The sequence below is a fragment of the Maritimimonas sp. 2304DJ26-3 genome, from assembly GCF_056591635.1.
On sequence record NZ_JBWQOK010000004.1, the window covers coordinates 283,565 to 295,100 of the forward strand.

General features: G+C 32.4%; 15 protein-coding genes. 13 read left to right on the forward strand and 2 right to left on the reverse strand.

Annotated elements, in window-relative coordinates; all coding sequences use genetic code 11:
* Nucleotides 1–33 precede the first annotated feature (33 nt).
* Nucleotides 34–1,059: an SRPBCC family protein gene (locus AC1EUV_RS13020; RefSeq protein ID WP_480199156.1), complete on the forward strand. Its 1,026-nt coding sequence runs from the start codon at nucleotides 34–36 to the stop codon at nucleotides 1,057–1,059.
* A gap of 30 nt (nucleotides 1,060–1,089) precedes the next feature.
* Here the strand turns inward: AC1EUV_RS13020 and AC1EUV_RS13025 are convergent, their stop codons facing one another.
* Nucleotides 1,090–1,653 (reverse strand): DNA-3-methyladenine glycosylase I, encoded by a 564-nt coding sequence (locus AC1EUV_RS13025; protein ID WP_480199157.1) that lies wholly within the window; start codon nucleotides 1,651–1,653, stop codon nucleotides 1,090–1,092.
* A gap of 61 nt (nucleotides 1,654–1,714) precedes the next feature.
* On the opposite strand from AC1EUV_RS13025, the gene AC1EUV_RS13030 reads away from it, so the two are divergent.
* The 12 genes from AC1EUV_RS13030 to AC1EUV_RS13085 all read left to right on the forward strand — a co-directional run bounded on the left by AC1EUV_RS13030 (nucleotide 1,715) and on the right by AC1EUV_RS13085 (nucleotide 10,574).
* The gene (locus tag AC1EUV_RS13030; protein WP_480199158.1) at nucleotides 1,715–2,821 is read left to right on the forward strand and encodes an NAD(P)/FAD-dependent oxidoreductase; all 1,107 of its coding nucleotides are present in this window, start codon (nucleotides 1,715–1,717) and stop codon (nucleotides 2,819–2,821) included.
* Between the two features lie 97 nt (nucleotides 2,822–2,918).
* Nucleotides 2,919–3,449, forward strand: coding sequence for a YceI family protein (locus AC1EUV_RS13035; RefSeq protein ID WP_480199159.1), 531 nt, complete (start codon nucleotides 2,919–2,921; stop codon nucleotides 3,447–3,449).
* On the forward strand, nucleotides 3,446–4,570 hold the full coding sequence (locus AC1EUV_RS13040) for an NAD(P)/FAD-dependent oxidoreductase (RefSeq protein ID WP_480199160.1): 1,125 nt from the start codon (nucleotides 3,446–3,448) through the stop codon (nucleotides 4,568–4,570). Before AC1EUV_RS13035 ends, AC1EUV_RS13040 begins: the two co-directional genes overlap by 4 nt.
* Nucleotides 4,567–5,277 carry a methyltransferase domain-containing protein gene (locus AC1EUV_RS13045; protein WP_480199161.1) on the forward strand — a complete coding sequence of 237 codons (711 nt, stop codon included), beginning with the start codon at nucleotides 4,567–4,569 and terminating at the stop codon, nucleotides 5,275–5,277. The genes AC1EUV_RS13040 and AC1EUV_RS13045 overlap by 4 nt, the downstream gene beginning before the upstream one ends.
* Before the next feature lies 1 nt (nucleotide 5,278).
* The gene (locus AC1EUV_RS13050) at nucleotides 5,279–6,331 is read left to right on the forward strand and encodes a type III polyketide synthase (protein ID WP_480199162.1); all 1,053 of its coding nucleotides are present in this window, start codon (nucleotides 5,279–5,281) and stop codon (nucleotides 6,329–6,331) included.
* Nucleotides 6,325–7,122 (forward strand): enoyl-ACP reductase FabI, encoded by a 798-nt coding sequence (locus tag AC1EUV_RS13055; RefSeq protein WP_480199163.1) that lies wholly within the window; start codon nucleotides 6,325–6,327, stop codon nucleotides 7,120–7,122. Before AC1EUV_RS13050 ends, AC1EUV_RS13055 begins: the two co-directional genes overlap by 7 nt.
* Nucleotide 7,123: 1 nt before the next feature.
* Entirely contained in the window at nucleotides 7,124–7,561 is a 438-nt protein-coding gene (locus AC1EUV_RS13060; protein ID WP_480199164.1) for a 3-hydroxyacyl-ACP dehydratase FabZ family protein, read from the forward strand.
* Nucleotide 7,562: 1 nt separating this feature from the next.
* Entirely contained in the window at nucleotides 7,563–8,831 is a 1,269-nt protein-coding gene (locus AC1EUV_RS13065) for a beta-ketoacyl-[acyl-carrier-protein] synthase family protein (protein ID WP_480199165.1), read from the forward strand.
* A 28-nt stretch (nucleotides 8,832–8,859) separates the two neighbouring features.
* Entirely contained in the window at nucleotides 8,860–9,114 is a 255-nt protein-coding gene (locus tag AC1EUV_RS13070) for an acyl carrier protein (RefSeq protein ID WP_480199166.1), read from the forward strand.
* Nucleotides 9,111–9,686 carry a 4'-phosphopantetheinyl transferase family protein gene (locus AC1EUV_RS13075; protein ID WP_480199167.1) on the forward strand — a complete coding sequence of 192 codons (576 nt, stop codon included), beginning with the start codon at nucleotides 9,111–9,113 and terminating at the stop codon, nucleotides 9,684–9,686. The genes AC1EUV_RS13070 and AC1EUV_RS13075 overlap by 4 nt, the downstream gene beginning before the upstream one ends.
* A 6-nt stretch (nucleotides 9,687–9,692) precedes the next feature.
* The gene (locus AC1EUV_RS13080; protein ID WP_480199168.1) at nucleotides 9,693–10,118 is read left to right on the forward strand and encodes a hypothetical protein; all 426 of its coding nucleotides are present in this window, start codon (nucleotides 9,693–9,695) and stop codon (nucleotides 10,116–10,118) included.
* 3 nt (nucleotides 10,119–10,121) lie between these two features.
* Nucleotides 10,122–10,574 carry a GreA/GreB family elongation factor gene (locus tag AC1EUV_RS13085; protein ID WP_480199169.1) on the forward strand — a complete coding sequence of 151 codons (453 nt, stop codon included), beginning with the start codon at nucleotides 10,122–10,124 and terminating at the stop codon, nucleotides 10,572–10,574.
* On the opposite strand, the gene AC1EUV_RS13090 is transcribed toward AC1EUV_RS13085, so the two are convergent.
* Entirely contained in the window at nucleotides 10,558–11,529 is a 972-nt protein-coding gene (locus tag AC1EUV_RS13090; protein WP_480199170.1) for an ABC transporter ATP-binding protein, read from the reverse strand. The genes AC1EUV_RS13085 and AC1EUV_RS13090 overlap by 17 nt on opposite strands.
* Between the last annotated feature and the right edge of the window lie 7 nt (nucleotides 11,530–11,536).

Consider the following 11,536-nt stretch of genomic DNA (forward strand, 5'->3'; position numbering starts at 1 on the left):
TGTGATAATTACTATAACTCTAAATTCTCTAAAATGAAAATTCTAAAATATTTATTGCTATTGGTATTAATAGTAGTTATTGGTGCGGCTATTTATTTGGCTACCCTTGATGGCAACTATGATGTACAACGTTCTAAAGTGATTAAAGCTCCCATAGAGGTAGTATTTAATAAAGTAAACGATTATAAAACATGGCAAAGTTGGTCTCCTTGGTTATGGAAAGACCCTAATACAAAATTAATATTTGGAGATGTTACATCTGGTAATGGTGCCAATTATTCTTGGGAAAGTGAAAATGACGAGGTAGGCGCTGGTAGTATAGAAACAGTTGAAAGTAAGGCTAATGAATCTATTGATCAAAAAATTAAGTTTACTAAACCATGGGAATCTGAATCAGATATTTACTGGGCATTTAAACCTGCTGAAGGCGGTGGAACAGAAGTAACTTGGGGCATGAAGGGCGAAATGCCTTTTATGATGCGATATATGGCTTCTAAAATGGATGATTATGTTGGCAAAGATTATGAATCTGGTTTGGCAAAACTTGATAGTGTAATTCAGTTAGATTTAAAAAAATATAGTGTAAATGTAAATGGTGAGACAACACACGGTGGAGGTTATTATTTATATAATACCACTGCGTGTAAAATAGATGAATTGCCCATAAAAATGAGTGAAATGATGCCTATAGTTGGGGCATATGCTCAGAAAAATAATATTAAAATGGCAGGGTCACCATTTACTTTATATCATAAATATGACCCAGAAAATAATGCTGTTATCTTTTCTTGTGCAGTTCCGGTTGCCGATAGAGTGATTACAGATGCGGCTAGTGGTCTGCAGACAGGAATGCTAAAATCTTTTAAGGCAATTAAAACTACCTTAAAAGGAGATTATGCTAACCTTAAAGAAGCTTGGGAAACAGCGACTAAATATATAACTGATAACAATCTTGAAGAAGTTCACGGTCAACCAGCTTTAGAAGTTTATAAGAATGACCCGATGACAAAACCGAACCCAGCAGATTGGGAAACAGAAATTTACATTCCAGTAAAATAATTAAAAAACCCGAATTTAAAATTCGGGTTTTTATATTTCATTATATCGAAAGCAATCAGTTGTATGGTCATTCACCATACCCGTAGCCTGTATATGTGCATAAATAACTGTTGACCCAACAAATTTAAAACCTCGCTTTTTTAAATCTTTTGATAATTGATCGGATAGTTCAGTGGTAGCAGGAACTTCTTTCATTGATTTGAATTTGTTTTTTATAGGTTTTCCATTAGTAAAACCCCAAATGTATTTTGAGAACGAACCAAATTCTTCTTGAACTTTCATAAACATTTGAGCATTACTTATTGTTGCTTTTATTTTTAGTTTATTTCTAATAATACCTGCATCTTGTAATAGTTCCTCATATTTTTCTTCACCGTATTGAGCAATCTTTTTATAATCAAAATTATCAAATGCTTTTCGGAAGTTTTCTCGCTTTCTAAGTATGGTAATCCAACTTAAACCTGCTTGAAAAGTCTCTAAAATCAAAAATTCAAATAAGGTATCATCGTCATATACAGGAACACCCCATTCTTTGTCATGATATTCAATATATAATGGATCTTCACCACACCAAGTACATCGATTTTTATTCATTAGAAATAATTTTGCTCTAAAATAACATTTTTGCGGCTAAAAAATCAGTTATCTTTAAAACATGAATTTGAGTTATTGGGAACAAAAATCTTGGTTTTCAAATGTTGATTTCACTATCGTTGGCAGTGGTATAGTGGGTTTAAATTGTGCTTTATATTTAAAAGAGATGCACCCTAAAGCAACTATTCTAATCTTAGAGAAGGGCACGCTACCTCAAGGAGCTAGTACTAAAAATGCTGGCTTTGCCTGTTTTGGTAGTTTATCTGAAATTATTGACGATCTTAAATCACATTCAGAACAAGAGGCTTTTGAATTGGTTCAAAAACGTTGGAACGGATTACAGCTTTTACGTAGAAATTTGGGAGATATTATTATTGATTATCAGCAGCTAGGAGGTTATGAATTGTTTTCTGATCAGTACTTATTTGAAGAGTGTAATTCAAAACAAAATGATATAAATCAATTGCTAAAACCAATTTTTAAAAAGGATGTTTTTTCATTCAAAAAAAATATTTTCAAATTCCAAAATATTTTCAATGAGTTGTCTTACAATACTTTTGAAGGTCAGTTAGACACTGGCAAAATGATGGAAGCTTTACTAAAAAAAGTACAGGTACAAGGTGTAAAAATTTTAAATAATATAACTGTAAAGTCGTTTGAAGATACAGCGAATGGAGTTAATATAAAAACAAATGAACTTGAGTTTAAAACAAGCAAGCTTTTTATAACAACTAACGGATTTGCAAAACAATTGATCAATGAAGATGCGCAACCAGCAAGGGCACAAGTTCTAATTACCAAACCGATAAAAAATTTACATATAAAAGGTACATTCCATTTGGATAAAGGCTATTATTATTTCAGAAATATTGATGAAAGAATTCTATTTGGTGGAGGTAGAAACCTTGACTTTAAGACAGAAGAAACAACTGAACTTGGACAAACTAAGTTGGTTCAAGATAAATTAGAAAAGTTCCTAAAGACAACAATATTACCTTCGGTTGATTTTGAAATAGATACTTCTTGGAGCGGTATTATGGGAATTGGTAATCAAAAGAAAGCAATTATAAAACAACTACAAAATAATGTTTTTTGTGGTGTTCGCTTAGGTGGAATGGGTGTGGCAATTGGCAGTACTATTGGTAAAGAATTAGCTGAACTTTTATAAGAAATGTAACCATCTTAATTTTTAATAATCAAAAAAGATAAATCCGTAACTGAAATGAATACTAATACAAAACGTCAAAACTGAAAAACTAGAATTCATGCGATCTGCTTTCTTCATTTATTTTATCTTAATTTCTACCTCTTTGTTTGCACAACAAAAAAATATAGAGCATGGTACTGTAAATTTTAAGATCAAAAATATAGGCACGTATGCTAAAGGCACTTTTTCTGAAAACTCAATAACCGGAAATTTTAAACCTAACGACCTTGAAAATAGTTTTATTAAGGTTTTAATACAAGTTAATTCTGTTGATACAGGAATTAAGAAAAGGGACAAGCACTTACTTGAAGATGATTATTTTGATACAGCAAATTATCCAGTTATCGAGTTCTCATCCACTAAAATTGAAAAGAAATCGGAATTTAATTATGTCCTTCATGGGAAGCTCAAGATTAAAAAAACCAGCGAAACAATACAAATTCCCTTGATGGTTAACAATAAGGGAGAAAATATAGAAGTGACCTCAAATTTTACTTTAAGTAGAAAAACCTATGGTGTAGGAGGAAGGAGTTGGATTTTATCTGATAAAGTAAAAGCCCAAGTACAATTTACAGTAAATAAAATATGAGTAGAGACATCGTAATTATTGGTGCCGGTTTAGCAGGACTATGTTTAGCAATAGCTCTTTCCAAAAAAGGATTAAATGTGCTTCTTATAGAGAAAAATAATTTTCCAAAGCATAAGGTATGTGGTGAGTATGTGTCTAACGAAGTGCTGCCTTTTTTAGATACTTTAGATCTTAACCCTTATGATTATGACGCAAAAAGAATCAATAAGCTTTTGTTAAGTACCCAACAGGGAAAAAGCATAGAATGTGATTTAACCTTAGGCGGATTTAGTCTTAGCCGATACACTTTTGACAATGCTCTAGTGAAAAAGTCAAAAGAAAATGGCACTTTAGTTATAAATGATACTGTTTTAGATATACAGTTTTATAATGATGCCTTTGAAGTGACAACTAAAAGTGGAAAGATTCACAAGGCTAAAATAGTAGTTGGAGCATATGGAAAACGGACAAATATTGACAAAAAATTAAGTAGAGCATTTATTAACAAAAATTCACCTTATTTGGCAGTAAAAGCTCATTACAAAGCTAATTTCGATGAAAATCTGGTGGCATTACATAACTTCAAAGGAGGTTATTGTGGGCTTTCAAAGGTGGAAAATGATCATGTAAATGTTTGTTATATAGCTGATTATAATTCGTTTAAGAAGTACAAGAATATAGACGAATTTCAAAAAGAAGTATTATGTCAAAATCCATACTTACTAGAGTTTTTTGAAAATTCAAGTTCAGTTTTTGAGCAACCTTTAACAATTAGCCAGGTAAACTTTTCTAATAAAAAACTAATTGAAAATCACATCTTAATGTGTGGCGACAGTGCCGGTATGATTCATCCGCTTTGTGGTAATGGTATGAGTATGGCTATTCAAAGTTCGCAATTACTTTCTAAACTTGTTTTTGATTTCTTTTCAAGAAAAATTACATCGAGAAAAGAGTTAGAAACTAGGTATCAAAAGGCATGGGAAAAGGAGTTTAAATCAAGACTGAGAACAGGTAGAGTGTTGGCTAGTCTGTTTCGATGGAATTCTTTTTCAAAAATTATATTATCTGGTATAAGTTTGACACCAACAATTTTACCCAAAATAATAGCGAGAACACATGGTAAACCTTTAGCCTTTGTATGAGTTTATTTGTAGACACAACCTATAGAAGTAATCAGGTGGAACTAATGGATGACCTGAAAATGCAAGGTGATTTATTACGAGATACTCTTGATAAAATTGCACTTATCAATAAACGATTAGGGGGAAATAACGTAACTTTAAGTGGATTCAAAAAGCTTATTAAATCCCAATCGAAAGACAAAGAATTGATCATTGTTGATTTAGGGTGCGGTAACGGAGATATGTTACGAGAAATTGCCAATTATGGAAGAAAAACGAATTGTAAGTTTAATTTAATAGGGGTTGATGCTAATCAATTCACAATAGATTATGCAAGAGAGCAGTCGCAGAGCTATGAAAATATACGCTATGAACAGTTTGATGTTTTCAGTAAAGAATTTGAAAAATTAGAATATGATGTAGCTTTAGCCACATTATTTGTACACCATTTTAAAGAAGAAGAAATTATTAGTCTCGTGCAAAGAATAAAGAACAAGGCAAGTATAGGTGTGATTATAAACGACCTCCATCGCCATAAACTTGCTTACAATCTTTTTAAGATAGTGAGTTTTTTTATTAATAATTCGATGGTTCAACATGATGGATTGGTGTCTATTTTAAGAGGGTTTAAAAGAAAAGAATTAGAATATTTAGCAAAAAAAATAAATTGTAAAAGTAGTATTCGTTGGAAATGGGCTTTTCGTTATCAATGGATCATTGAGAAGTAATATGAGCGTAAAAATACTTTCCGTAGCCAAACAATTACCTCAATACAACAAAAGTACTGGAGAGATATTACCCTATGTGAAAGTTTGGTTATCCGGTCAGGAAGAGCGCTTTCAGCGTAAAGCACTGAAGATATTTGAAAATGCAGGTGTTGATAGACGCTATTCAATGTTGGACGCCGAAGATGTTTTTCTAAACAGTTCTTTTGCCGAAAAGAATGCTATTTATAAAAGAGAATCAATAAAATTGGCTGAGTCTTCTTTAAAAAAAGCACTCGAAAAAGCAGAGTTATTAGCAACGGATATAGATTATATTATTACCGTGAGCTGTACTGGTATCATGATTCCTTCGTTAGATGCTTATTTAATAAATAAGTTAAAAATGAAACAAGATATTATTCGATTGCCAGTAACGGAAATGGGATGTGCTGCAGGGATTTCAGGTATGATTTATGCTAAAAATTTTTTAAAAGCAAACCCTAGTAAAAGGGCTGTAGTGGTAGCTATTGAATCACCAATGGCAACGTTTCAGGTTGAAGATTTTTCAATGGTCAATATTGTGAGCGCAGCTATTTTTGGTGATGGAGCAGCGAGTGTGATTTTATCTTCATGCGATGATGATGAAGGTCCGGAGCTAATAAATGAAGCAATGTATCATTTTTATGATGCGGAGCATATGATGGGGTTTGATTTAGTAGATTCGGGATTGCAAATGATACTCGATCAGTCAGTACCAGAAACGATTGCAGAACATTTTCCTAAGATTGTGCATCCATTTTTAGAACAAAACAATTGCACTATTGAGGATGTAGATCATCTAATTTTTCACCCAGGAGGAAAAAAAATTGTGCAAACTGTTGATGATCTTTTTGGTTCTTTAGGAAAAAGTATTGAAGATACTAAAGAAGTGTTACGTTTGTACGGAAACATGTCTAGTGCTACAATTTTATATGTCTTAGAACGATTTTTAGATAAGAATTTGCCTAAAGGTGATAAAGGCTTAATGTTGAGTTTTGGGCCAGGCTTCTCAGCACAAAGAATATTAATAGAATGGTAAAAGAATTTCAAGATAAAAATTATTGGACTATTATTCTAGGAGGCTCAAGTGGACTAGGTTTAGCTACTGCCAAAAAATTGGCAAGGCATGGTATGAACATCTGTGTAATTCATCGTGATCGAAGGTCACAATTATCACAAATTGAAAATGAATTTTCTAAAATTAAAAAAGAAGGTGTTGAGTTATTGTCTTTTAATGAAGATGCATTTAAACAAGAAACAAGAGATAAGATTATTGATCAATTAAGTACTAAACTTGGTAATCAAGGTAGAATTCGAATGTTGGTGCATAGTGTGGCTAAAGGAAATTTAAAGCCTATGATTTCCAGCACAAAACCGAATCTAAAAAATGATGATTTTCACCTGACCTTAGAAACAATGGCAATTAGCTTATACGATTGGACTAAGACATTATTCGATCAAAATATATTTGCGCCAGATGCTAGAATTGTCAGTTTTACAAGTGAGGGCAATTCTAAAGCCTGGCCTAATTATGCGGCGATCTCAGCAGCTAAAACAGCACTGGAAGCTATTACAAGAAACATCGCTTTAGAGTTTGCGGCTTACGGAATTAGAGCAAATTGTATTCAAGCAGGAGTAACTGATACTTCTTCATTAAGAGCTATTCCAGGAAATGATCAAATAAAAAAACATTCATTGTTGCGTAATCCGTTTAAGCGATTGACTCAGCCTGAAGATGTTGCAAACGCTGTATACTTATTATGTAAAGATGAGGCATCTTGGATTAATGGAAGTATAATTCCTGTAGATGGAGGGGAACACATAAGCTAATATGAAAAAAGAAGAAATCATAGCAGTATTACCATATCAAGAACCCTTTTTGTTTGTAGATAAATTGCAAGAGGTTTCAGAAGAAGGTGTAAAAGGAAACTATACTTTTAAAGAAGATGCTTATTTCTTTGAGGGTCATTTTAAAAATAATCCAATAACGCCTGGTGTGATTTTAACAGAAACGATGGCTCAGATAGGTGTGGTTTGTTTAGGTATATATTTACTAAGAGATTATATAGTTGAATCAGGTTTTCCTAAAATTGCTTTAACATCGAATACAGTTGATTTTTATTTGCCCGTATATCCTAATGAAAGAGTTTATGTGGTTTCCGAAAAAGAATATTTCAGGTTCAATAAGTTAAAATGCAAAGTGCAACTTTTTAATGAAAAAGAAGAATTAGTTTGTAGAGGGATTATAGCAGGAATGATCAAATTTTAATATGAACAGAGTTGTAATTACAGGGTTAGGTGTTGTAGCTCCAAACGGAGTTGGTAAAGAGGTTTTTACTAAAGCTATCAAAGAAGGGAGGTCGGGAATTCAATTTTATCAAAACCTTAAAGCCCTTAATTTTTCTTGTTGCATAGGTGGTATTCCGGAAGTTTCAGAAGATTTAAAACGATGCTATTTTTCAGAATTACAACTACGTAATTTTAATGCTCCAGATATACTTTATGGGTGCATAGCAGGAATAGATGCTTGGAAAGATGCCGGTTTAACTATTAATGAGGATGTAGATTTTGATAGCGGAATGGTCTTTGGTGCTGGAACATCTGGTGTCGATAAATTTAGAGAATCTGTTTATAAATTGGATGCTGGAAAAGTAAAGCGATTGGGTAGTACTACTGTCGCGCAAACTATGGCTAGTGGTGTTAGTGCATATTTAGGTGGAATCTTAGGTCTAGGGAATCAAGTCACTACAAATTCTTCGGCTTGTGCTACAGGTACTGAAGCTATATTAATGGGTTTTGAGCGTATTCAATCTGGTAAAGCAAATCGAATGCTTGTGGGCAGTTGTAATGGAGGTGGACCTTATGTTTGGGGTGCTTTTGATGCTATGCGAGTAATGAATTATAAACATAATAATGAGCCAGAAAAAGGCTCAAGACCTATGAGTGCATCGGCATCTGGATTTGTACCTGGCAGTGGAGCTGGAGCATTAGTACTAGAATCTTTAGATAGTGCTCAAGAAAGAGGTGCAATTATTTATGCTGAGGTTTTAGGTGGTGCGGCAAATTCTGGTGGGCAAAGAAATGGAGGTACAATGACAGCACCAAATACCGTTGCAGTACAACGTTGCTTAAAAGATGCCATAATAAACTCTAATATACATACAAATGATATTGACCTTATCAATGGTCATTTAACAGCTACCTCGAAAGACCCTGAAGAAATTAAAAACTGGGCTGTAGTGTTAGGGCGAGAAGGGAAAAATTTTCCACATATTCAATCTTTAAAATCAATGATAGGGCATTGCTTGGCTGCTGCAGGATCAATAGAAAGTGTGGCAGCTATTATTCAATTGAAAGAAGGATTTATATTTCCGTCTATTAATTGTGAAGATATTCACCCTAAAATAGAACAGCTAATCGATACAGATAAAATTTTTAATGAAGCTATTGATAAAGAGTTAAACATCATTGCGAAGGCTAGTTTTGGGTTTGGTGATGTAAATACCTGTGTTATATATAAAAAATATACTCCTGCTTAGAAGGAGCCTCAAAATTAAATACTAATAAATGACAAAAGAAGAACTAATTACCTCGTTAAGAAAGATTGTAAAACCTTACATACAAAATGAAGAAGCTTTTGAAAATTTAACCGAAGAAACAGATTTTATAAATGATTTAAAAATTAACTCTGCAAATTTAGTAGATGTAGTTTTAGATGTTGAAGATGAGTTTGATATAGAGATTGATAATGAATCTATGGAGCAAATGCTAAATGTAAAATCAGCTATGGATATCATTACAGCAAAATTAAATGCAAAATGATAGGCAATGATATTGTAGATCTTAAAATTGCAGCTACCGAAAGCAATTGGCAACGAAAAGGTTTTTTGGATAAGATTTTTTTAAATTCCGAGAAGAAGTATATCTTAAATTCAAGAAATCCTTTTCAAGCGGTATGGCTTTTATGGAGCATGAAAGAGAGTGCCTATAAGGCATATCTTCAAAAGAATTCAAAACGTTTTTTTAATCCAAAGAAAATAGTCTGTTTATTAAAGAGTGATAAACAAGGAATGGTTAAAATAAAAGATCAAGAGTTTAGTACAAAATCTGAGGTTTCTGAAAGTTATATTCACACAGTAGCAGTTTCAATTAGAAATGACACTTTTTTTGCCAATCACTTTGGTTTAGCCAGTGAATTTAAAACACAAAAGACCAATATTTATAAGGAAGCACTTAAGAAAATTTCAAAGATTAAACATATGTCGCTAAATATTTTAGAGATTAAAAAGAACACAATTGGCATACCTAAAGTTTATAAAAATAATGTTGATTTAGATATGTCATTATCTCTATCACATCATGGCAATTATGGCGCTTATGCTATCTTAAATTAAGATTTTATGCAAGATTTTTTCACCTATGTTAGGAATAAATTAAACGTTGATAAGAAGCTTATTCTAACGTATATCATAATTTATATTTGTGCAGGGTTTATAATGGACAAAGTAGGTGCTAGTGCCCAAATTGCTCGATTTACTCATTGGTGGCAAGTGTTTACTGTTTATGGATTGTATATGATTCCAATATCCTTACTATTAAAGGGGTTGCCGTTTCATATGCAATATGCTTATGGATTGATTGCTATGGGATTGTTAGAATTCGGAGGTTATGCTTTGCAAAGTTCTTATGCCTACCCTAATAATATTTTAGATCAATTGTTTAATGTAAGGAACTTTAGTTTAGGAATGGCTTTATTCTTTGCATTGTATTTTCCCTTAGGTAATGCCCTTGTAGGAAAAATTTATGCTTCATTATTTAAAGGGTAGTTCATGAAAACATCTTTAAAAGAACAATTATATCAGAGGTGTATGGCTTTTGTTAAGGACAAAGAGGATAGTATTAATAAAACTATAAAATCACATCAAGAAGCTTTAAATTCTGAGACAAAAAGTAGTGTAGGTGATAAGCATGAAACTGGTAGGGCGATGTTACAATTAGAAATGGAAAAAGCTGGTCAGCAGATAGAGGTGGTTCATAAAATGAGAGCTATTCTACAACGATTAGATATTCTAAAAACTTCTGAAATTATCACTATCGGAAGTCTTATTATAACAGATAGTGCTAATTATTTCTTGTCAATTAGTGCAGGTGAGATAAGAATAAGCGACATAAGTTATTATGCAGTTTCTGCTAGTTCTCCTATTGGCAAACAGTTATTAGGAAAAAGTGTAGGTGATACAATAACTTTTAATAAGAAAATTGAGATTAAAGAAATTCTTTAACTCTAAGATCTATTAGCTCTTCTGAAATTTTAAAGGATATTTCTCTATCTAACTTAACAAGGCTTTTTATAAAAATAGTGGTACCTTTAAAATTGGCTTCAACTAAAAAATAACTCCCTTGAAAATAATTTTTTACAATAGAAGCATTAAATGAAGATGAATCCACTATTTCAATTTCATGAGGGTATATTAAAATAGTTTTTTCATTTTTGGTGTTACTTATATCTGAAAGTTGAAACTCATTAAACTCATCAAAGAAAGAAGCAATTAGTTTGTTCTTAGGATTGTTATAAAGCTCTTGTGGTGAGCTGTGTGCAATGGTTTTTCCTTTATCTAAAACTATCATCGAGTCAGCAAAACTGAGTACATCATTTTTATCATGAGTAGCAACAATGCAAGTAATATTCTTTTCTTTAAGAAATTTAAATAGACTACGTCGTAACGATTGCCTTTTTAAATTATCAATATGGCTAAAAGGTTCATCCAATAGTAATATCTCTGGCTCTTTGGCTAATGCTTTAGCAATCGCAACACGTTGTTTTTGTCCACCACTTAAATATCGAACATGTGTTTTAGCTACTTCCTGTAATTCAACTGTCTCTATAAGTTCATCTACTCTTTGTTGCTTTTTTTCAGGATATAGATTTGAAAGAAAATCGCCGATATTGGTTTCTACAGAAGTGTAGGGCATTAGGTCAAACTCCTGGGCTACATGCTTCATAAAATCGGGACCCGTGATGAGGTTGAATTTTGGGCCTAATATTTTTTTACCATTCCAATTAATAAAACCATTATCTAGATTATATTCTCCATAAAGTAACTTAAGCAACGTAGTTTTACCGGAACCACTTTCACCTACAATAGCAAGATTTTCACCTTTCTTAATTGAAAAAGAAATATCATCAATTACTTTCTGTTGTAGATAGCCAAAAGATATGTTTTGAACCTTGAGCATAAGCGGC